The sequence below is a fragment of the Sorangium sp. So ce321 genome (genome assembly GCF_051530195.1).
GTDB lineage: Bacteria > Myxococcota_A > Polyangia > Polyangiales > Polyangiaceae > Sorangium.
This window is the reverse complement of record NZ_CP150329.1, coordinates 1,784,076-1,805,254: the sequence shown is the minus strand read 5'-3', so window position 1 is coordinate 1,805,254 and position 21,179 is coordinate 1,784,076. Positions and strand designations below refer to the sequence as shown.

At 70.8% G+C, this 21,179-nt stretch carries 16 protein-coding genes; 10 read left to right on the top strand and 6 right to left on the bottom strand.

The window, feature by feature from the left end:
• Window positions 1–350 precede the first annotated feature (350 nt).
• The 8 genes from WME89_RS07105 (at window position 351) to WME89_RS07070 (ending at window position 10,291) form a co-directional block, all read left to right on the top strand.
• Entirely contained in the window at window positions 351–2,582 is a 2,232-nt protein-coding gene (locus WME89_RS07105) for a HAMP domain-containing protein (protein ID WP_438008482.1), read from the top strand.
• A 4-nt stretch (window positions 2,583–2,586) separates the two neighbouring features.
• A complete protein-coding gene (locus WME89_RS07100) occupies window positions 2,587–3,003 on the top strand; it encodes a response regulator (protein ID WP_438008481.1) in 417 nt (138 codons plus the stop codon).
• Complete coding sequence (locus WME89_RS07095) at window positions 3,000–3,575, top strand: YfiR family protein (RefSeq protein ID WP_438008480.1); 576 nt, start codon at window positions 3,000–3,002, stop codon at window positions 3,573–3,575. The genes WME89_RS07100 and WME89_RS07095 overlap by 4 nt, the downstream gene beginning before the upstream one ends.
• 1 nt (window position 3,576) lies before the next feature.
• Window positions 3,577–5,988 (top strand): TonB-dependent receptor plug domain-containing protein, encoded by a 2,412-nt coding sequence (locus tag WME89_RS07090; protein ID WP_438008479.1) that lies wholly within the window; start codon window positions 3,577–3,579, stop codon window positions 5,986–5,988.
• Window positions 5,985–6,377 carry a hypothetical protein gene (locus WME89_RS07085; RefSeq protein ID WP_438008478.1) on the top strand — a complete coding sequence of 131 codons (393 nt, stop codon included), beginning with the start codon at window positions 5,985–5,987 and terminating at the stop codon, window positions 6,375–6,377. Before WME89_RS07090 ends, WME89_RS07085 begins: the two co-directional genes overlap by 4 nt.
• 110 nt (window positions 6,378–6,487) lie before the next feature.
• A complete protein-coding gene (locus tag WME89_RS07080) occupies window positions 6,488–7,570 on the top strand; it encodes a substrate-binding domain-containing protein (RefSeq protein WP_438008477.1) in 1,083 nt (360 codons plus the stop codon).
• Between the two features lie 275 nt (window positions 7,571–7,845).
• Window positions 7,846–9,096 (top strand): PAS domain-containing protein, encoded by a 1,251-nt coding sequence (locus WME89_RS07075; RefSeq protein WP_438008476.1) that lies wholly within the window; start codon window positions 7,846–7,848, stop codon window positions 9,094–9,096.
• 88 nt (window positions 9,097–9,184) lie between these two features.
• Entirely contained in the window at window positions 9,185–10,291 is a 1,107-nt protein-coding gene (locus WME89_RS07070) for a substrate-binding domain-containing protein (RefSeq protein WP_438008475.1), read from the top strand.
• Between the two features lie 144 nt (window positions 10,292–10,435).
• On the opposite strand, the gene WME89_RS07065 is transcribed toward WME89_RS07070, so the two are convergent.
• A complete protein-coding gene (locus tag WME89_RS07065) occupies window positions 10,436–11,272 on the bottom strand; it encodes a hypothetical protein (protein ID WP_438008474.1) in 837 nt (278 codons plus the stop codon).
• A gap of 298 nt (window positions 11,273–11,570) precedes the next feature.
• The gene (locus tag WME89_RS07060) at window positions 11,571–12,533 is read right to left on the bottom strand and encodes an STAS domain-containing protein (RefSeq protein WP_438008473.1); all 963 of its coding nucleotides are present in this window, start codon (window positions 12,531–12,533) and stop codon (window positions 11,571–11,573) included.
• A 545-nt stretch (window positions 12,534–13,078) separates the two neighbouring features.
• Here WME89_RS07060 and WME89_RS07055 point away from each other — a divergent pair.
• The gene (locus WME89_RS07055) at window positions 13,079–14,227 is read left to right on the top strand and encodes a hypothetical protein (protein WP_438008472.1); all 1,149 of its coding nucleotides are present in this window, start codon (window positions 13,079–13,081) and stop codon (window positions 14,225–14,227) included.
• A 59-nt stretch (window positions 14,228–14,286) separates the two neighbouring features.
• Here WME89_RS07055 and WME89_RS07050 read toward each other — a convergent pair whose 3' ends face one another.
• Entirely contained in the window at window positions 14,287–15,648 is a 1,362-nt protein-coding gene (locus tag WME89_RS07050) for an MBL fold metallo-hydrolase (protein ID WP_438008471.1), read from the bottom strand.
• Window positions 15,649–15,934: 286 nt separating this feature from the next.
• On the bottom strand, window positions 15,935–17,656 hold the full coding sequence (locus WME89_RS07045; protein WP_438008470.1) for a hypothetical protein: 1,722 nt from the start codon (window positions 17,654–17,656) through the stop codon (window positions 15,935–15,937).
• A gap of 569 nt (window positions 17,657–18,225) precedes the next feature.
• On the opposite strand from WME89_RS07045, the gene WME89_RS07040 reads away from it, so the two are divergent.
• A complete protein-coding gene (locus WME89_RS07040) occupies window positions 18,226–20,121 on the top strand; it encodes a glycosyl hydrolase (protein WP_438008469.1) in 1,896 nt (631 codons plus the stop codon).
• Between the two features lie 91 nt (window positions 20,122–20,212).
• Here the strand turns inward: WME89_RS07040 and WME89_RS07035 are convergent, their stop codons facing one another.
• On the bottom strand, window positions 20,213–20,590 hold the full coding sequence (locus WME89_RS07035; protein ID WP_436625487.1) for a response regulator: 378 nt from the start codon (window positions 20,588–20,590) through the stop codon (window positions 20,213–20,215).
• A 36-nt stretch (window positions 20,591–20,626) separates the two neighbouring features.
• Window positions 20,627–21,163 (bottom strand): chemotaxis protein CheX, encoded by a 537-nt coding sequence (locus WME89_RS07030; protein ID WP_438008468.1) that lies wholly within the window; start codon window positions 21,161–21,163, stop codon window positions 20,627–20,629.
• Window positions 21,164–21,179 lie beyond the last annotated feature (16 nt).

The window sequence follows — 21,179 nt, the reverse complement described above, 5'->3', positions numbered from 1 at the left end:
CGCTCGCCCCGGCTCGCCGCGCCCGGCCGTCACCTCGGTGATCCGGTCATCTTCTGTCCTGCTTCACCTCCACCAATGCTGAAATTTAACCATCAGAAGCGTGAGCGGCCAAACACGTGCAGCTGACATTCACTTTTACCGCGGATCAGGAAATTCATGTTGCAAAGCCGCAACGAGCTGCGTACCGTCGATATCAAAGGGGCATCTCCGCGCGCCTGTCCTCGCTCCCCAGGGGAGCCGCCGACGGCGCGCCTTGCCATGCCTCTTCCATTCATGGGGGTGCGGATGGCGTACGCTCTTGGATTCGACCGTTCCTTGCATTGGAGACGCTCCGCCGCGCCGAGCGCCTGATGCCGGGATCCGCTCCTGTCCTCCCACCCTCGGCGCCTCACCGGCGGCGCGCCGGCGTTCATCTGGGCATCGGCATCAAGCTCGCGGCGGCGACTGTCGTGGTCCTCACCAGCGTCACCATCCTGGTCGCCAATCAGGTGATCCAGAAGACTCGAGATGATCTCGTGTTGGCCAAGGCCAATGCCGCGTCGATGATGGCCGACCTGCTCGCGGGGGCCCTCACCGCGCCGCTCGACTTCGGCGATCGGGACGCGGCGCAGAGCGATCTCGACGAGCTCCGCTCGAACCGCGCGCTGATCGGCGCCATCGCGTGGGGCAGCGACGCCGCGCCCGCCGCCAAGGTCGGCCACCCGCCGGAGGGCCTTTCGGTCTTCACCACGCGCGGCGCCGAGAACCAGGTCCTCGAGCGCGAGATACGCGTCGCCCGCCCGGTCCTCCGCGACGACGGGCGGCGCCTCGGGACCGTCGTCGTCGTCTTCTCCCTCGAGCCCGAGAACGCGGCGTTCGCCGCGGCCCGCCGCGACATCCTCGAATACGCGGGGCTCATCGCCGCGATGACGGCCTTCCTGCTCCTCGCGTTCGCCCGGTGGCAGATCGTGCGCCCGCTCGCGAGGCTCGTCGACGCCGCGCGGCGCGTCGCCAAGGGGGAGCGCGCCGTCCGCGTGAACGTCGGCACGAGCGACGAGCTCGGCCGGCTGGCCGACGTCTTCAACGCGATGAGCGCCGCCATCCTCGAGCGCGAGGGGAAGCTGGAGATGGCCACGAAGAGCCTCCGCGAGCTCTTCGACAACATGCGAGAGGCCATCGTGGCGTTCGGCCCCGACGGCCGCCTCGGCAGCGAGGTGTCCAGGCAAGCCAGGCAGATCTTCGGCGAGCGCGCCGAGGCGGGGCACCACGTCGCGGAGCTCCTCTACCGCGGCGGGCCGCTCTGCGTCGAGAGCCAGGCGCTAAGGCAATGGGTCGACGTCGCGTTCGACGCGGAGCTCGACGTCTTCCCGGAGGTCGCCGAGCTCGCCCCGCGCGAGATCTGGTTCGAGCGAGCGCCGGGCGACCGCAGGTTCCTGCGGCTCGAGTTCTGCCCGGTCGTCTCCGGCCAGAAGATCGCGCGCATCATGCTGCTCGCGACCGACGAGACCGAGCTCCGGCGCCTCGAGGAGAGCGTCAAGACCAAGGACGAGGAGCACGCGCGCCAGATCGCCGCCATGCGCCGCCTCGTCGCCGGCGGCGGCCAGGTCTTCGTCCGCTTCATCGAGATCTCGCGCGAGCGCGTGGCCCGGTGCAGCGAGATCCTGCAGAGCGGCGGGCAGCTGAGCCCCGCGGACATCGACGAGCTCCTGCAGCTCTTGCACACCATGAAGGGCGAGGCCCGGTCGTTCGACCTCGAGCGCCTCGCCGACGAGATCATGACGCTCGAGGACGAGCTCTCCGTCGTCCAGGCGCGCGCGCGCTCCGAGGACCGGCTCTCCGTCGACGGGTGCTCGGTGTCCTGGCGGTCGCGGCTCAAGCGCGTCGCGGACGAGCTCACGCGCGCGCAGGAGACGTTCGTCGACGCCTCCCCCGTGGGCCGCGTCATCCTCGACCAGATCACGGTCCGCCGCACCGACGTCGCGCGCCTCGCCGAGCTGATCGGCGCGCGGGACGGAGAGGCCGCCGAGATCGTCCGCCGCCTCGGGGCCCGTCCGTTCGGCGAGGTGCTCGCGTCCCTCGTCGAGCGCGTCCCCCGCTGGGCCGAGAAAGAGGGGAAGCGCGCGCGCCTCGAGATCGACGGCCGCGAGGTCCCCCTCCCCTCCGACCTCGCCCGCGTGCTCCCGGGCGTGCTCATCCACCTCGTCCGGAACGCGATCGCGCACGGCATCGAGCGCCCCGACGCGCGTATCCGCACGGGCAAGCCCGAGCTCGGCATGATCCGCGCCATCTGCATCGAGGATCAGCCGCTGCCCACGATCGTCGTCGAGGACGACGGTCAGGGCATCGACCTCGACGCCCTCGCGACGAGCGCCGGCGTCGATCCGTCGGATCTGCGCCGGACGCGCGAGCTCCTGTTCACCCCCGGCGTGAGCACGAAGGGCGACGTCAGCGACCTGGCCGGCCGCGGCGTCGGCCTCGCCGCGGTCCGCGCCGACCTCCTCTCGGTCGGCTGGCTCATCGAGGTGGACGCGTCGCGCCGGATCGGGGCGGCGTTCGTGATCCGCCCCCGCACCCAGGCTGCCCCTCGCAGCAACGGAGGATGACGCGATGTCGCAAGGTGGACGCATCCTGGTGGTGGACGACAGCGAGATCGTGCTGATGCGGATCCGCGTCGAGCTGTCGAGCGCGGGCTACGACGTCGTCACGACGACGCAGCTCGTGGGCACGGCCCGCCACCTGCGCGGCTGCGATCTGGTCATCGTCGACTTCTTCATGCCGGGCCTCGACGGCGGCGCCGTCCTGCGCTCGCTCAAGGCCGCGCTGCCCGCGGGCGAGCGGCCGCCGCTCTTCTATCTCTACACGACGGACGCCGAGGCCGGCGCGCGGTACGCCGAGCTCGGCTTCGACGGCGTCTTCGGCAGGAAGGGCGATCTCCTCGCGCTCACCCCGCAGGTGCAGGCGGCGCTCCGGATACGCAAGCTCTCCGGCCTGTCGCGCGGGCGCGACAAGGAACGCAAGCCGTGACGCTCCTCCGGCGCTCCTTCCTGCTCGGCGTCGCCGCCGCCGCCGCGAGCGCGCCGCGCCGCGCCCGGGCGGAGCCCGCGAGCGCGCCCTTCCCCGTGCAGGCGGAGATCGTCACGCGCATCCTGCCCTACGACCGCGGCTTCCCGGAGAAGGCGAGGGCCCAGGTCGCCTTCCTGCTGCTCGCGAAGGCGGGCGACGCGGACTCGGCGAGCGCCGCGCAGCAGATGAAGAAGGCGCTGACCGACATCGGCAAGGTGCGCGACAAGCCGATCCGGGCCGAGAGCGCCGAGTACACGACGGCGCCCGAGCTCGCCGCGACGTGCCGCGCGCGCGAGATCAACGTCCTCTATGTCTCCTCCGGGCTCGCGAAGGAGGTCGCCGCGATCCGCGGCGCGCTCGCGGACAGCGGCGTCCTGACCGTCGCGGCCGTGGAGCCGTATGTGCCGCTGGGCGTCGTGCTCGGCATCGACGTGGCGAACGGCAAGCCGCGCATGAGCATCAACCTCGCGCAGGCCCGGTCCCAGCGCATCGATTTCCCGTCTTCCATCCTCAAATTGGCAAGGATCTATTGACGTGAGCTCGACCCGTCTGGCACTGCTCTCTGCCGCGTCGCTCGCGTGGCTGTCCTCCGCGGCGCGCGAGGCGCGCGCGGACGACGTCGGCTCGCTCCTCGAGATCCTGGAGGAGAACGTCGTCTCCGGCGCCTCGCGCGCCGCGGAGCGCGCGAGCGACGCGCCCGCCATGTCGTCGGTGATCACCGGCGCGCAGCTCAAGCTGTTCGGGCTGCGGCGCCTCGAGGACGCCCTCAACTTCCTCTCCAACGGCGCCTTCGCGCACAGCCGCATGTCGGTCCCGGAGGTCGGCGCGCGCGGGGTCGCGCTGACCCGCGACGCGAACAGCCACGTGCTCGTCGTGCTCGACGGGATGGTCGTGAACGAGCAGGGCGGCGGGGCCGTCTTCCTGCACGACATCCCGCTCGATGTCGTCGACCACATCGAGGTGATCCTGGGCCCTGGCTCGGTGCTCTACGGCGCGCAGGCCATGCTGGGGGTCATCAACGTCGTCACGAAGAAGGCCACGGATCACCCCGGACTCCACGCCTCCGTGATGCTCGGGGCGTCCCCGCCGCTCGACGAGTCGGGCGGCATCGAGGCCTCGACCGCCGACCGGGTCGGGCACGACAGCGCGCTTTCGCTGAGCTTCGGGCGCAGCTTCACGCTGCTCGGGGAGCCCGCGGGCGCTGTCGCGGCGCTCGAGGTCGACGATTTCGAAGGGCCCCACATCAGCTTTCCGAAGCAACGGCTGCCGAAGGGGCAAGACGGCGGGCCAGGCATGGATCTCGGCCCGCACGCCGAGCCCGGCACGTGGGGCGGCCCGGTGGAAGAGCAATGGTTCCGGCGCAAGGCAGGCGTCTACCTGCGCCTCGACGCCGGCGACCTGAGCGCCACCGCGCGGGCCACGCGCTCGTCGTGGGCGGCGCCGTACATGGACCTCTACGAGAACCGCGTCGGGGCCTATGACGACGCGCGCAACGACAACACGCAATCGCTCTTCCTGACCAGCCTGCGCTACCGCGCCCGCCTGAGCGAGCGGCTCGAGGGCGTGGCGCGCGGGTACTTCGGGTACAGCCGCGTCCTGCGCTCGCGCTACGTGATCGGGCACGACCCGATCGTGCCCGGCGTGCCGCTGCGCGTCCTCTCCCCCGAGCAATGCCCGCGCGGCCCCTCCGGTCCCTGCCGGAAAGAGTCGCTGTTCCTCTCCCGCTGGGTCGGGCTCGAGGTCCAGGGGCGGTACGACTGGCTGGGCGATGGATCCTTCTCGACGATGGTGGGCGTCGACGGGCGGCTGCGCACGTCCGCCTACGAGTTCGTCGCGTTCGACGACCTCACGGGCAAGAGCTATGGCTCCGACCCTGGGCTCACGCACTGGCACGGCGGCGGAAACAGCCGCAAGGACGAGGCGGCGCTGGGGGCCTATGTCCAGCAGACGCTCCACCCGCTCCGGCCCCTCTCGATCAACGCCGGGATCCGGGTGGACCTCGACTCGCGCATCCCGCTCGATTACGTCGCCAACGCGATCTCGCCGCGCGCCGCGCTGATCGTCACGCCGGACGAGCGCGTCTCGCTGAAGCTCATCTATTCGAGCGCCTTCCGCGCGCCCAGCTTCGTCGAGCTCTACACGGTGACCGGCCGGCTCCTGCCCAACCCGGACGGCCTCAAGCCGGAGAACGTCTCCTCGCTGGAGGCCGTCTCGTCGGTCCGCAGCGGCGCGCACGCCTTCACGATCGGCGGCTTCTACTCGGACTGGCGGGACGTCATCGAGCTGCAGATCGTGAAGCTCCAGGCGCCCAGCGTCTCGAAGTACAACAATGTCCCGGGCATCAAGAACTACGGCACGAACCTCGGATACGAGACGAGCTTCATCGACCGGAAGCTGCGCCTCGGCGTGAACTCCACGTTCGCGCTGACGCGCCGCCGCATGTCGGAGCAACAGGTCGCGAGGAACGCGCGGTTCGGCACCGGCGACGAGGTGCCCATCACCGTCGCGCCCCAGGTGTACGGCAACGCGCGCATCTCGTACGAGCTCCAGTCCGGCGCCGTGTCGCTGGCCGCCGCTTACATGGGTCGTCGGATCGCCGATCAGGCGTACTATGGGGGCGATCCGTCGAACATCGCCCCGCGCCCGGAGGTGCCGCCGCAGCTCGAGCTCCGGGCGGCGCTCACGGGCGAGCTCCCCGGGCTGAAGGGCGCCAGCTACACGCTCGGCGGTCAGTACGCATTCTCGTCCCACGAGCCCTATGTCGTCGGGCCCAACCAGGGGCTGCCGCGCTACCTCGTGGAGGACGGCCCGACCGCGGACTTCGCGCTGGCGAACCGGCTCACGATCTTCGCGGGGATCGAGCTTCATCTCGACGACGAGGCTGCGGGGGGGCCGGCGCCGGCGGCCGTGCCCTCCTCCGGCGCGGCGTTCGGAGCTTCACCGTGAAAAGCACACTCCTTCCCTCGCTCGTCGTTAGCTTGTCGGCCGTCTCCGGCCTCATGGCCTGGGGCTGCGTCGAGGTCGGCCACCCCGTCGAGGTGGGCTGCTTCATCGAGTACGACAACCCGAACTGCGACGAGTCGATCGGCGCGACGACCTCCTCTCACGCGAGCGGGAGCACGTCGACCGGCGGCGCGAGCAGCGGCGCCGGCGGCGCGAGCAGCGGCGCCGGCGGCGCGGACAGCGCTGGTGGGGCTGGCGGCGAGGCCGGCTCAGGCGGTCAGGGGGGCTCGGGTGGCGACGCCGGCTCAGGCGGTCAAGGCGGCTCAGGCGGTCAGGGCGGCGCCGGGGGAGCAGGAGGCGCCGCCGCCGCAGGTGGCGGCGACGGGGCATGAAGGTGGGCGGGCTGGCGCGGGGGCTCTCGCTGCGTCGCGATGGTTCGAGTCAACCTGGGATGAAGATAGGGGGGGAAAGCAATATGCGCGGTGGCGCTGTCTCTGGCTGCATGTTGGTGGCGTTCGGGATGCTCGGCTGCGGCGAGGAAGCCGGCACGGCGGGGGCTCCGGTGCGCATCGCCTACATCACGCACGCGGAGTGCAATCCGTTCTGCGACCTGTGCCGCGCGGGCGCGAGGCAGGCGCAGGAGGACCTGACGATCCGGAACGAGCGGCCGGTCGACGTGAGGATCATGGAGCCAAAGTGCCCAGATGCCACGGGGATGGATGCAGCGGACGAGGACACCTCGGATCCGTGCGTCTTCGCCCGGCCGCAGATGGCTGTGCTCCGGGAGGCCATCGACACGAAGGTGGACGCGATGGCCGTCGACGTCTTCGACCCGGCGTGCGAGACGTCGCTCATCGACGAGGCGGTCGACGCGGGCATCAAGGTCATCACGTATGGCGGCGACGCCCCGAACAGCAAGCGCCACGCTTACTACGGCATGGACAACAGGGCCGCCGCCGCGTTCCTCGTGGATGCGCTCGCGACGATCAACGGGCATACCGGCAAGATCGCCTTCCAGACGCGGTTCGAGGACGACGCCGGCGGCGGCTATGTCATCTCCCCCGCGGTGACCTTCATCGAGCGGGTCGCCGGGTTCACCGAGGCGCTGGCGAAGTACCCGGACATGACGAACGTCGCGACCCTCCCTTGTGTTGGCTACGACAACGACGACCCGTTCTGTGCGCGCCAGGCGGAGGAGGCCCTGGAGGAGACCCCGGACATCGCGGGCTTCTTCTTCTCTCTCAGCAAGATCCTCCGCGAGTCGAACCTCGCGGAGCACGCGCCGCTGCTCACCGCGAGAGCGAAGGAGAGGACCATCCACTCGGTCGCCTTCGACGCGCTCCCGGAGTACTTCGAGCCCATGCGCGCCGGGTATGTCGACGTGCTCCTCGGCCAGAAGCTGTACGGCTGGGGCTTCGATACAGTCCTGCTCGCCCACGACATGGTCACACTCAACCGGCCAGTGGACCCGTTCGTCAACGCTGGCTGGTACACCGTCTGCCCGAACAACCTGGACGAGTTCAAGCAGAAATACGAGGATCAGGACTACCGGACGCCCCTCTCGAAGTGCAGCTTGCTCCCATGAGCGGGCGCGCGGAGCTCGCGTGATTGTCTGCGCCCCCACCAGGAGCACGCAAAAGCGTTGACAGCCGTTTTGCGCTCACTTAATCGTAAAAATCAACCTGGATTGTATTCGTCATGTCCTGGTTGTGAAGGGGGATCGATGCACCATCGACGTGCTCCTGGCGGCGCTCTCCTGGCGACTGGCGTGCTCACCTGCCGGATGAATCGAGCCGAGGACGTCCAGGCACCTGTGTCGAGCTGCAGCTTGCTGCCGTGACCGGGCAAGGTGGTGTCGCGATGACGGGGACCAAGGTCAGCGAGGCGCACGAGGCGATCGGCGCGCGCGCCCAGCGCATGCTCGACGCGGTGCCGACGATCGTGTGTGTGCTGGACATCAAGGCAGCGCGGCTCACTGCCCACAACGCCGCGCTGGCTCGCGCGGTCGGGTGCACGGGCGAGGAGCTGTCGGCGCGGGGCCTCGAGGCGCTCTCGTCTCGAATCCATCCGGACGACCTCGCGGGCCTCGCCGCAAGCGCGGCGCGGCTCGCGTCGGCGCGGGACCTCGAGGTCATCGAAGGCGAGCTGCGGGCGCGAGGGCACGAGGAGGACGAGCGCGTCTTCGCGGCGCGCGCGGAGGTCTTCTCGCGGGGCGAGGACGGCTCCGCGCGCGAGGTGATCGTCTCCGCGGAGGACGTGACCGAGCGGAGGCGGGGCGAGCAGCGGCTCCGCACGAGCGAGACGCTGCTCGCCACGGTCTGCGAGCGCGCGCCGGTGCTCATCTATGCGAAGGACCGGGGCGGCGCGTACCTCGTGGCGAGCCGCTCGCTGGAGCAGCTCGTCGGCGTCGCGCCGGGCGGCATGCTTGGAATGACTGACAGGGACTTCTTTCCGCCGGAGGTCGCGTCCATCTACAAGGACGTCGATGATCACGTGCGCCAGAGCGGCGCGCCGTTCGAAGCCGAGGAGACCGCCCCGCACCCCGAGGGCGAGAAGACCTTTTACTCGGTGAAATTCCCTCTCCAGGGCGAGGGCATCCCGGCGGGCTCGGTCGCGGGGCTCTCCGTCGATATAACGCGCGTCAAGGCGGCGGAGCGCGAGCGCGAGGCGGCGCGGGACCAGCTCATCGCGGCGCAGCAGGACACGATCCGGGAGCTCGTGACGCCGCTGCTGCCGATCGCCGAGGGGGTGCTCGTCATGCCGCTCATCGGCCACTTCGACGGCCCGCGCGCGAGCCGCATCATCGAGACGCTGCTCCACGGCGTCGAGCGACACGCTGCCCGCATCGCGATCCTCGATATAACGGGCGTCAAGACCGTGGACGCGCACGTCGCGGAGATGCTGGTGCAGGCGGCGCGCGCGGCGGGGCTGCTCGGGGCGAAGGTCGTCCTCACCGGCATCCAGCCGGCGATCGCGCGGGCGATGATCGAGCTCGGCGTCGACCTGCGCGGCGTGGTCACGGCGGGGACCCTGCACGGCGGCATCGCGTATGCGGCCCCGGCCGGGCTGGGGCGAGGCGGCGAGCAACAGCGCCGCTCGCCCCGCGAATGAGGGCGACCTGCGCTTGGCGCGCACGGTCGCGCGCCGTGGTTCTCGTCACGATAGAACACGTCGATTCATGTGAAAGAGGAGGGGATTCATGCACCATCGCGCCATCTCTGCGGGCATCCTTCTGTCGACCGGGCTGCTCGCCTGCGGCGAGAGCGCCGTCACGACGGGGGCCCCGGTGACCATCGCTTACATCACGCACAACAAGTGCAATCGGTTCCACGATCTGGGCCGCGAGGGCGCAAGGCAGGCGCGGACGGAGCTGGCGACCACGAGCACGCGGCCGGTCGAGGTGCTGATCATCGATCCCGAATGTCCGGAGCTCACGCCGGACGGCGAGCCGACGGTTCCGGAGGACGCCTGCTATTTCTCCCGGCCGCAGATGACGGTGCTCCGGGAGGTCATCGACATGAAGGTCGACGCGATCTCCATCGATGTCTTCGACGGGGTCTGCGAGAACGATATGATCAACGAGGCGGTGGACGCCGGCATCAAGGTCGTCACGTACGGCGGCGACGCCCCGGCCAGCAAGCGCCACACGTACTACGGCATGGACAACAAGGCCGCTGCCGCGTACCTCATGGATGCCCTCGCGATCATCAACGGCAAGACCGGCAAGGTCGCCTTCCAGACGATGATGGAGGAGGACAACAAAGGGGGCTACACCCCCACCGCCGCGGGGACCTTCGTCGACCGGACCGCCGGCTTCACCGAGGCGCTGTCGAAGTATCCGGACATGAAGCGCGCCGTGACCCTCCCTTGCCTCTGCTGCGACTACAAGGACCCTTTCTGCACGAAGCAGGCCCAGGTGGCCCTGGAGGATGACCCGGAGATCACGGGGTTCTTCTTCTCCTACAGCAAGCTCCTCGGCGAGCCGAACCTCGCGGCCAACGCGCCGCTGCTCGCCGAGAGGGCGGAGGCGAGGACCATCCACTCGGTGGCCTTCGATACGCTGCCGGAGTACCTGGAGCCCATGCGCGCGGGATACGTGGACGTGCTCCTCGGCCAGAAGCTGTTCGGCTGGGGCTACGACACCGTCCTGCTCGCGTACGACCTGGCCACCACCGACAGGCAAGTGAGCGCGTTCACCGACGCTGGCTGGTACATCGTCTGTCCGAACAACCTGGACGAGTTCGAGCGCAACACCCAGGCGATGGATTACCGGACGCCCCTGTCGAAGTGCAGCCTGCTCCCCTGATCCGGGGGTGCCCGGCGCGGCAGGCCACGTTACGTGGCCCGCGTCGGGATCGCTGGCAGCGCCCGGGGATCGCCGCAGCGCCGCTGCCGCGCGGCCCGAGCTGCTGTATCGCGGGCCGGAGCGGCGCTGTCGCCCGCGGTGGGATCAGAGGCAGGTGCAGAGCGGATCCCCCGCGACGCACCCGCAGGGCGCCTTTTCGCCCGGCGCGACGCCGCGGCGCGGGGGCGCTGCCTTCGGGGCCGCCGCGGCGGGCTCGGCCGGCGCCCCCTCGAGACGAGGCGGCTCGTCGGCTGCGGGCGCCGGCGCTTCCGGGGACGCGGGTCGGTCGGCGATGCTCATCACCGTGCGGTCGCTGGCGCCAGGCTGAGGGACGCTCTGCGGCGGCATGAGGCCGATGCCGGGCCTGGGGCCCATGTCGGGCGCCACGGCCCGGGGCGGCGCCACGAGGCCGCCCATGACGACCCTCGACGAAGACGAAGCGGAAGCGAGCGCCATCCCCGCGGCGAGCAGGCCGCCTCCCACCGCCGCGGCGGTCATGTTGCGGATGCGGCGCCGGTTCACGCCGACGGGGCAGTCGGCCGTGAGCACCGTCCCGTCGGCGCGCTGGTAGAGCCGCACGCACAGGTCGCCGGCGGCCGCGCGGACCAGCCGCTCCGCCTCGTCGCGCGGCATCTCCGACAGGTTGTAGACGTTCTTCTCGCAGCGCTGGCAGAAGCGCACCCGATCGTCGCCGGCCATCTCGTCCCAGCTGGCGGTGCACGGGCTCGCGACGCGGAGGCTGTCGAGCAGCGGGAGGCCGCGGCGCGCCGTGATGCCGTCGAGCCGCTGGCGCACCGTCGAGAGCTCCCGCTCCAGGCGCTGCTGGGCCTGCTGGAGGGCCGAGAGCTCCCCCACCCTCTCCTCGATGGCCGCGAGCTCCTCGACGAGCTGGGCGTGGCGGGCTTTGAGGGCGTCGGCGTCGTCTCGGTAGGGGGTGGGCATGCGCCTTGGACGACGGGCGGCGGCAAAAGTTTTGCTCGAGCCCGTCCGGCGGCCTCCAGGGCCGCGATCCAAGCCACGTCGCAGCCCGGCGCTGGCGAGCCAGGGAGGTGCGACGCCGCGTCGTCCGCTGTCGGCCCTCGCGGCGGCTGCGCCCGTGATCGTAGAAAAAAGAAGGCGAATCGGCGATGCGCCGTCAAGACGACCAGCGCGGGATTCGCGGCCTTGACCTCTTTCGATTGGCCGCCTGCGGCGTTACAGGCTGTCGCCAGGAGGTTTGACGATGACCTGACGCACGGGACTAGCGTGGCTGCTGGATCGCGAACGCGATGCCGCTCTGGAGCGACCCCAGCGTGAGGATGCCGCGCAGATCCACGCCGAGCGCCACGAGGACCTGCGCGATCTCCGGGCGGATGCCGGTGAGGACCATCTGCGCGCCGAGCAGGCGCACGGCCCGCGCCGTCTGGATGAGCGCGTCGGCGACCTGCGTGTCCACGTTGGACACGCCCGTGATATCGAGGAGGACCACCCTCGCCTGTTCGGTGCTGACGCCCTGGAGCAGCCGCTCCAGGACGGCCGCAGCGCGGCCCGCGTCCATCGCGCCGATGAGCGGCATGAGGACGGCGCCGTCGCCGATCCGGAGCAGCGGGGTCGACAGCTCGCGCAGCGTGGCGGCCTGGACCCGGATCACCTCGTCCTTGAGGCGCACGCGCTCTTCCTCCTCGCGCTTGCGATCGGTCAGGTCCGCCGTCACGGTCGCCAGCGCCATCGGCTGCCCGGAGTCGGGGTCCTTGATCAGGAACGAGTTGTAGAGGACCGGTATCGGAGCGCCTGTCTTGAAGTGTCGGAACTTGAACTCCCCCACCCAGCGTCCGTGCTTCATTGTCTCGGGGAGGATGTGCTCCACGGCGTAGGTCAGGTCCTCCGGAAAGAAGAAGCTGCTGATCGTCACGCTCTTTAGCTCGTCTGCCTGCAGGCCGACGAGCTGCATCCCCGCCTCGTTGAGGTACTTCGCCTTTCCCTCCATCGAGGCGATGCCGATGAAGTCGGAGCTGTTCTCCGCCACGGCGGCGAGCAGCTTCCGCTCCTCCTCGACCCGGACGAGCCGCGCCTCGCGCTCGTACAGGCCCTGGAGCTCCCGCCTGTGCTCGGCCAGCTCCTCGTCGCGCCGGGCCAGCTCCTGCTCCAGCCGAAGGACGTCGTCGCGGAGCGCCCGCACCTCCCCGCTCACAACGCCCGTGTCGAGTCGGACATCCGTGCCCATGGCGCTTACACCTCGTGCTTTCGTGCTCGCGCAGCGCCGCGGGCTCGTCCTCTGCAGTGGACCATCGGTATCCCGCGATCGCCGCCCGGGCTGCCAGCGTGACGCGCCGTGCGCCCGGAGCTCGATGAGAGTATAGGCGATGTCTCGCCCGCCGATCTACGGAGAAAGCCGCGCCGACAGAGCCGCCTCGAGGCCCGCTGCTCGCCTGGGCACACCCCGTGTGGGCGCTCACCGGCGAGAGTCGCTCGTACAAGCTTTGATGAAGGCTGCGCTGTCCGTCGCCTCGGCGGACGTGCGACCTCTTCGCAGCTCACGCACGACATGCTCTCTCCTGTGCACGCCAGCCGAGCTCGCCGCACCCACGGAGTCGCGGAGGGAGCGGAGAGAGGTGAGCAGCCGCCGCTCGTCCCGCCAATCCGGCTCGCGCCGGCGCGCGCTGCGCGGTCCTCCCTGGACTGGCGCGCGCGGCGACGGGCTTCACCGTGCGCCGCGCGCCGCGCCTGCTCGACCGCCTGGACGACCTCGCGCTGTGGTAGCCTCGCCGCATGACCAGCGCGACCGTGACGCTGCTCGGCGCTGCCGAGACGTCGCGTCCACGGGCCTTCCGGGCCCGCGCCATCGAGTTCCTGCTGGTGGGCGGCGCGACGCTCGTGCTCTTCCCCCTCGCGTGGCTCCTGCGCCGGGCCGTCGGGCTCGATCCGGCGGAGCTCGCTGTCGGCTTCTTGACGTTCCACGCGGCGTCCTTGATCAACGACCCGCACTTCGCGGTGACGTACCTGCTCTTTTACAAGGACGCGCGGGGCCGCGCCCTCGGGGGCGCGCTCGCCCCCATGCAGCGCGCTCGCTACATCGCCGCCGGCGTCCTGGTCCCGCTCGCGCTCCTCGCGTGGGCGGCCGCGGCGCTGGCGACCGGCTCCGCGCGGACCATGGGCTTCATGATCCAGCTCATGTTCTTCCTGGTGGGCTGGCATTACGTGAAGCAGGGCTTCGGCATCCTGACGGTGCTCTCGGCGCGACGCGGCTTTCGCTTCAGCCCGGCCGAGCGCAGGGCCGTCCTCGGGCACTGCTTCGCCGGCTGGGCTCATGCATGGGCGAGCCCGGCCGACCCGGGCCGGGAGGTCGCCGAGAAGGGCGTGATCTACACGTCGCTCGCGCACCCGCCGGGGCTCGAGCTCGCCACCGGGATCGCCTTCGGGCTGAGCGCGCTCGCGCTGCTCTGGGCGCTCGCGCGCAGGTGGCGCGCGGAGCGGCGACTGCCGCCGATCGGGCCGCTGACCGGGTTCCTCATCACGATCTGGCTCTGGACCGTGTACTCGAGCCTCGACCGGCTCATGGTGTACATGATCCCGGCGCTGCACTCGGTCCAGTATCTGTATTTCGTCTGGCTCCTGAAGCGGAACGAGGCGCGCGAGGCCGAGGGCCCGCCTTCCTTCGGGAGGCCGACCGGCGCGCGCCTCGCGCTCCTGGCGGCGTCCGCGGTCGGCCTCGGCTGGGTCCTCTTCCGCGGCGCGCCCGAGCTCCTCGACGGAGCGCTGGTGCTGGGCGCGAGCGCCGGTGAAGCGACGGCCGACCTGGGCGACACACCGTACTTCGCCGCCATCTACGTGTTCGTGAACATCCACCATTACTTCATGGACAGCGTGATCTGGCGCCGTGAGAACCCGGACACCCGGTATCTGCTGCACCCGGGGTGAGCCAGGCAGCGCGAGCGCCCGCGGAGCGCGCGCACCGAGCGTCGCCCCCGCGGGCCGCCTCACGCCCTCCTCGTCACGGCCGCCCCCGCCGCGCGCACCGCGAGCCATACAACCCCCGCTGCGACGCCGAGCGCGGTGGCTGTGACAAGAGATACCCGGAGCAGCGCTGTTGCGTCCTTCTCCGGCCGGTGATCGGGCAGGTAGGGGCGGACGGCGCGCGGCAGCACCCACGCCTCGCTCCCGGGGCCCTCGCCGCCGATGGCGCGCACGGCGCGGGCGAGCACGCTGCCGGGGCGCGTGCGGCTCTGCAGCCACGGGATGAACCGGTGCATCGGCACGTGGCCGGGGGCCTGCCGCTCCATCCAGCTGACGGCGCGCTGGAGCTCGACGGCGGTCGCGCGCGCGCTGCCGTCGCCTTCGAGGCGATGCCACTCTCCGTGGGCGGGCAGGAGCCACGTGAAGCGGAGGTGGCCAGCCGCCGCCAGGGCGGCCAGGCGGCGCACGGATCGTGTCTGGCGCTCCCAGTCGTCCCAGCACTGGAGCCGGAACGCCGTGATTTGGCCGAGCCGGCGCGAGTACGCGAGGTGATCGCCCGTGAAAAGGAAGCGGCCCCGGTACAGGAGGCACATCGAGCCCGCCGTGTGGCCGGGCTGGGAGAGCACGGCCAGCTCGGCGCCGGCGAGCTCGGCGTCGTCGAGCGGCGCGCCCTCCAGGGTCATGGGCTCGGGGCGGTCGCGGAGCTGGATCTCCACGTCGCCGGTGGCCTCGCTGTGCTCGCTGCCGCGCAGGTTCACGTCCGCGGCGCCGAGGACGCGGCGGCAGCCAGGGAAGCGGGCCGCGAACTCGGCGTGGTGGCGGACGTGATCGCGGTGGGTGAGGAAGATCCACCGGACGCCGCCGTGCTCCTCGAGGAACCGGAAGACCGCCTCGCTCGCCTTGGGAAGATCGACGAGCACGCCGCCGCCGGGGCGCTCGATGAAGTACGCCGTGGCGCTGACGTTCTTGTCCGAGGGGTGGCCGAGCGCCCACACGTCGTCCTCGAGGCGGCGCGGCCAGGTGCGGAACGGAGGGCCGAGCGCGCCGGCAGGGCGGGCGCGATCGGCAGGCGGCCTGAGGCGCAATGCGTGGACCGGACAGGAGGCCACCGCCGCGCGCGCCGCCTCGAGATCGGCCTGGCTCCGCGGCTGGCGCAGGACGCCCGTGAACGCCCCCTCGTCATGGCAGCCCTCCAGCATGGGGAGGACGCGGCGCTCGACGTCGCCTCGCGCGGGCTCCGCGTGGGCCGGCGCTACCTCGGCCAGGAGCTCCGGCGCGAAGTTCCTGCAAACACCCGCGCCACAGCAGGCGCGCGTGACATGCAGTCGCCCCCAGTCTCCCTCGTCGATGCGCTCTCTGACGACGTGATTCGTTACGTTATCCATAGGGGCGCGCAAGCTATCACGCTGATCGCGAGCAGGCATGTGCGGTCGGCGAGTTATTCGGAGTTTGGTCGCGCCGCGGCTCTCGGGGTGACAGCGCGGGGAACAGCGCGCGCCGCCTCCCCGGTCCGGCGCGGCGGCGGAGCGTCGTCTCGACCCCAAAGAGCTATCGGAGAATACCTTACGCAGGGACGGACTCCTGCGTTTACCGGATGACGCTAAGGATTCGACTGGCGGCGTCCAGGGGGTTGTACGATGAGCCGGTGACGACGCCAGCGGGCTCCCGCCGTCAGGGCGTGAACATGCCCGTGTAGCTCTGTGCCTGGGCGAAGGTCGCTCCTCGGTACCTCGCGGGCGCCTCTCGCGTGTGCGTGCCCAGGTACGCGGTGACCTGCGCGCTGTAGTACCGCCCGCTCTCGAGCACGCCCGCCGGCACCTTGACCGTGGTCTCCGCCGTGTCGACGCCGAGCACGCTGGTGCGCTGGGTCAACACCTCACCGTCCGCGCTCTTGATGTCGTCCTGAAGGAAGATGACGACGTGATACCCGTCTGGCGCGCCGAGGTCCGGCGGCTCGAAGGTGATGGTCGGCGTCGCGCCGGTGCCCTCGATCACCGCGTCCGCGGGCAGGCTCTCGCCGTCGATCCGCAGGTCCCGCGGCAGGCCGAGCCGCGGCTCCACCGCCACGCCGTTCGCCTCCTCGGCGCTCACGACGACCGACACGAAGCCGCGCAGGACCTCCTGGCTCTCCTCGACGGGATGCGCCACCCGCGTGCTGAACGACACCCTCACGTCGAGCAGCTCCATGCCCCTCCCCGCGTACGGGTTCCCGTACGGGTACGTCGCCGCGTGGTCGCCGGGGTGGACCAGGCTCAGGGCGTCGTCGCAGCCGTCCGGGCAGAGCTGCGGATCGCACGTGCCGTCATGAGGGAAGCAGGTCGCGTCGACCGGCTCCCGGCCGCTCGCGACCTGCGCGTGAAACAACGTCGGCGTCCAGCCATAGAGGGGCACGCCGCTGCCGGGCTCCTGGTACAGCGCCACCGAGGTGCTCGCGTTCGAGAGGGCGGCCGGCGCGTGCGCCGTCACCTGCGCGGCGAACCGCGATATCCTGAGGTCGGCCGCGAAGCTCGACAGGGCGAGCGGCGCGAGCGAGCCGCCGAGGGCGATCGCCTCCCCGTCCCGCATGATCACCTCCCGGGTCGAGAACGACGCTTCCGCCGCCTGGTAGGTGAGCGAGGACCAGGGGTCGCGCGGGTCCGTCTCACCCGACGGCGGGGCCGCCTGGTGCTCCACGAGCTGGGTGACGTGCAGGACATCCCCCTGGGAGCCGTCGACCAGCGGCCGCTCGCCGTCGTGCGACGCCGGATAGACAGCGTCCCGCCAGTTGAACGCCCAGCCCGAGCAGGCCGTGTCCTTGTCGGCGGGCGCGCCTTCTGTCCCCTCTTCCGGGTAGAGCAGGGCGAACGCGTCGACATTGAAGCTGTAGAGCTCGATGCCGTCCTGGAGCGGCTGGACCAGCTCGCCCTCCTCGTCGCGGCTGGCCTGGTGCCAGGGCTTGAGCCCATCCGCCGTGAGCGCGACATCGACGTCCTGCGTCGCCTCGCCGCCGTCGGGCCGCCCCGCGAACGAGCGGCCGAGATCAAGCGTGCGCGCCGTCGCCTGCAGCATCGCGCGGCCCGTGGGCGCGCCCACGGCGCGCTCGTCCGGAGCGCTTGTCGTGACGAGCCAGTACTCCCCCTCGGGCACCTCCGGGATCTCCCAGCGCGAGCCATCCGCCGACAGCGCGCCAGGGAAGGTCTGCACCGCACCGTCGGCGGCGATCACCTGGGCCTCGACGGACTCGAACCCCGACATGTCCCGGCGCGCGGTGAGCTCGCCGCGCTCGGTGACGTACCGATCCGTCAGGTCGAGGACCACGCCCTCGAACGACGCTCCGCCGCTGTCCCCGTCAGGCGAGCTCGCGCCCTCCTCGCCACATCCCGACACGGCCGCGAGGACGGCCACCACCAGCATCGAAGTGCGATGAGCCCACGTGCGCATCGTCCCAGTAGACGAAAGCGGGTGGAAGCAGCGCAAGCAGAAAATTCCGTCCTGACGCGTTTTCAGCGATCCCGCTGGGGCGTGCGATCTGCGGCGGCAGCAGCAGCGCTGTGCGGTGCGGAGGGCGCGCATCGCACAGGACGCCCAATCCTGGCTTTGGTAGGACGGCCGAGGAGCGGGCGGCGGGGCCGCACGGCTCGTGTCCGCGTCGACGTGTGAAGCGCATCGCCAGCCCGGCCGCCAGGGCCGGGCGAACGGGGCGCGATCCCCGGGAAAACGCGCTTGAGTAAACCGGTTAACTTACTCTCGCGCCGGCGGCGGCCGTCCGGCGTGCGCTGCCCTGGTGGCCGCTCGACGCGCGCTCCAGGCGCACCAGCCTCCACGGCGGCCCTTGACGCCCCGGCCCATCGCGCCGATGAGCGATCGGGTGAAACCGGCGCGGAACTGGCGGCGCTTCACCCCAGGACGTGGCTGCCTTCACTGAACCGATTAACTCGGCTGTCCTCGCTTCCCCCACTGGCATCGCTCGCAGGGAAGGACTCATGAAAGTCATCCAGATCACCCCTCGGTTCTTCGCCGCGCTCCTCCTGTGCCTGACCGCCTCGTGCGGCTCATCGGACGACGGTACCCCGCCCGGTGACACGCCGCCCGGTGACACGCCGCCCGGCGACACGCCGCCCGGAGACACGCCCCCGGGAGACACGCCCCCGGGTGACACGCCGCCCGGCGACACGCCGCCCGGCGAGGAGCCGGACTTCCCGGACACGCCGCGGGGCAAGCTGCTCGAGGACCTCTGGACGTCTTCCCGGGCCGGCAAGTTCCGGTTCGGATACGAGAATGCCATCGTGTGGGGGCTCTACGACGCGGACGCGATGAAGCTCGTCTCGACCAACGACTGGTTCTCGAGCATCGCGGGCGCGGCCAGCCGCGGCGAGCGGGACTGGACGTCGGACGCCGGCGCCACCGTCGGAGAGGACCCCGGGCTGCTCGGCCTCTCGCTCGACGCCATGGTCTTCGATCCGGTCGCCTGGAACCGGCGCGACGTCACCGCGGACGCCGCCGTGTACACGCTGGAGCAGCCGGGCGGCATGGTGACCATCGACTGGCACACACCCCCGTGCAACTACGACATCACCACCTCCGACTTCGCGCCCGACATCGCGACGCCGCTCGCCACGATCACGGTCGATGGCCAGGAGATCCCGATCCACGCCCAGGGCGGCGGCACCCCGTTCTACGCCGAGACGTACTACGCGCGATCCCTCGCCTCCAGCGCGGACATCCCGGAGAACCTGAAGTGCATCTGCAAGATCGCCAATGACCTGCCGATCGCGGAGGGGACCTATTCCGGCATCTCGGCGCGCGACTGGCTCGTGGCCCACGCGAAGTACGTGGCCCAGTTCTTCCGCGAGCAGGGGCTCGACGGCAAGCCGATCGTCCTCAGGCCGTTCCACGAGCACACAGGCGCGTGGTTCTGGTGGGGTCAGCCGTACTGGAACTGCCAGGGGCTGCTCGGCGACGATCAGGCCGTCACCGGCCCCGACGCGTACCGCGCCGCGTACCGCGCCTTCGCCGAGGCGATCCGGAGCGAGCCCGGGATGGAGAACGTGATCTTCGCTTACTCGACCGACAAGCTGCGGAAGCTGAGCGACAGCTCGGTCACGCCCGCCGAGGCGAAGGTCAGAGATCCAGAGAGCCTGTCTCGCGACATGCTCCGGGCGCGCCTCGTCGAGGAGCTCTCCGACCTCGGGGCGGCCTACGAGAGCCCGCCCCAGCAGGCGATCGCCGCCCAGAGCGGCGAGCCGACCTCCGAGCTGCTGCAGGAGCACTACCTCGAGGCGTACCCCGGGGACGACCTCATCGACATCCTCGGGATCGACCTCTATTACGTGTACGAGCGGGCAGCGTCAGCGGCCGACCTCGAGGACATGAAGCGGATGGCCAGCGCCGTCGCGGACATCGGCGAGGCGAAGGGCAAGCCGCACGCGCTCACGGAGACGGGCACCTACCGGCTGCACCTCCTCCACCGGGTCAGCAAGCTCGCGGCGGGCGAGTCGCTCACGCTCTATCCTGCGGCCCACGTGAGCCGGTGGTACGAGACGCTGTTCGACCAGGGCCTGCAGGCGGAGTTCCTGGCCAACTACGGGCTCAGCGCGGCGTCCGATGTCGTGCTCTCCTCTGCCGAGGTCGCGGGCCTGTTCCCGGGCGCGGGCCAGGGTGCCGTCACCGAGGACTGGTACAACGAGCACCTCCTCGATCTCGCGAAGAGCGCCGGCGTCTCCTACGTGCTGACGTGGCAGACCTACTACGACGGCGCCGACTTCGACGACAAGGCCGTTTACTATTACGTCCCGTTCCCGGGCCACCCCGAGGCGGAGAACTTCCGTCGCTTCGCGGAGGACCCCGCGGTCTGCTTCGACGCGATGGCCTGCAAGTAGCTACCGCAGCAGCCGGGAGCGCGTGGGCTGCGCGCACGGCCGCGCGCACCGCGCGCGCAGCCCACGCGCCTCCCCGCCCGGCCGCACGGCGTCAGGGCTCGCCGGCGAGCTTCTTCACGGCGGCGAGCAAGAGGTCCGGCTTGAACGGCTTGATGATCCACCCCTTCGCGCCGGCCTTCCGGGCCTTCTCGATGAGCTCGGGCTGACCCTCGGTGGTGAGCATGAGGATCGGCACGCCGGACGCGAGGTTCTTGTCCCGCAGGCCCTGGACCATCTCGATGCCGTTCATCACCGGCATGTTCACGTCGGCGATGATCATGGCCAGCCCTTCCTTCTGGGCGGCGACCGTGGCGATCGCGTCCCGGCCGTTGTCCGCCTCCAGGATGCCGTAGCCCGCCCCTGACAGGAGGATGCCGACCTGCTGGCGCACCGTGCTCGAATCCTCGACGAGAAGAATCTTCTTGGGCATCTATCGTGTCTCCTTGGGCGCGTGCGGCCCCGCGGCTCAGAACAGCAGCACTTCGCCTTCGCGCTGCGGATCGGAAGGGCTCACCTCCTCGAGCTGCAGCGCCGTGTCCGGGGCGACGGCGTCGAACAGCACGGCGAGCCGGTCGGCCCCTGCGTCGAACAGGAGCCGCCGGAAGCCCTCGCCATGCTCCTCCCTGGCGCGCAGGTGCTCGCCGATCGCCGCGCTCGGCGTCGAGAGCACGATCACGAGCCCGAGCGGGCGCAGCCGGTTCTTCACCCGCCCGAGGAGCTGGTTGGCGAGCTCGCTCGCCCAGTCGCACACCATGTCCTCGTCGAGCGCGCGCTGCTCTCGCAGCGGGTGGCTGCGCTTGATGAGCGCCACCGGGGCGACGATGGTCAGGCTGCCGCGGAGGTGGTCCCCCGTGAAGCCGATGAAGGAGACCACCGCGTTGCCGGGCGTCGCCTCCGACGGCGCCTCCTCCAGCAGCCGGATCTCGACGCCGTTGTCGCGAAACAGGTGGACGCACGACGCCGCAAGCTCGCCATAGATGCGGAGCCAGCTCTCCGAGTTCATTCCGCTCTCCTCGCTC

Excerpts from the sequence above, each read along its gene's own strand:
- WME89_RS07105 (WP_438008482.1), top strand. The coding sequence starts at position 351 with ATGCCGGGATCCGCTCCTGTCCTCCCACCCTCGGCGCCTCACCGGCGG.
- WME89_RS07100 (WP_438008481.1), top strand. The coding sequence starts at position 2,587 with ATGTCGCAAGGTGGACGCATCCTGGTGGTGGACGACAGCGAGATCGTG.
- WME89_RS07080 (WP_438008477.1), top strand. The coding sequence starts at position 6,488 with ATGTTGGTGGCGTTCGGGATGCTCGGCTGCGGCGAGGAAGCCGGCACG.
- WME89_RS07075 (WP_438008476.1), top strand. The coding sequence starts at position 7,846 with ATGACGGGGACCAAGGTCAGCGAGGCGCACGAGGCGATCGGCGCGCGC.
- WME89_RS07070 (WP_438008475.1), top strand. The coding sequence starts at position 9,185 with ATGCACCATCGCGCCATCTCTGCGGGCATCCTTCTGTCGACCGGGCTG.
- WME89_RS07065 (WP_438008474.1), bottom strand. The coding sequence starts at position 11,272 with ATGCCCACCCCCTACCGAGACGACGCCGACGCCCTCAAAGCCCGCCAC.
- WME89_RS07060 (WP_438008473.1), bottom strand. The coding sequence starts at position 12,533 with ATGGGCACGGATGTCCGACTCGACACGGGCGTTGTGAGCGGGGAGGTG.
- WME89_RS07055 (WP_438008472.1), top strand. The coding sequence starts at position 13,079 with ATGACCAGCGCGACCGTGACGCTGCTCGGCGCTGCCGAGACGTCGCGT.
- WME89_RS07050 (WP_438008471.1), bottom strand. The coding sequence starts at position 15,648 with ATGGATAACGTAACGAATCACGTCGTCAGAGAGCGCATCGACGAGGGA.
- WME89_RS07045 (WP_438008470.1), bottom strand. The coding sequence starts at position 17,656 with ATGCTGGTGGTGGCCGTCCTCGCGGCCGTGTCGGGATGTGGCGAGGAG.
- WME89_RS07040 (WP_438008469.1), top strand. The coding sequence starts at position 18,226 with ATGAAAGTCATCCAGATCACCCCTCGGTTCTTCGCCGCGCTCCTCCTG.
- WME89_RS07035 (WP_436625487.1), bottom strand. The coding sequence starts at position 20,590 with ATGCCCAAGAAGATTCTTCTCGTCGAGGATTCGAGCACGGTGCGCCAG.
- WME89_RS07030 (WP_438008468.1), bottom strand. The coding sequence starts at position 21,163 with ATGAACTCGGAGAGCTGGCTCCGCATCTATGGCGAGCTTGCGGCGTCG.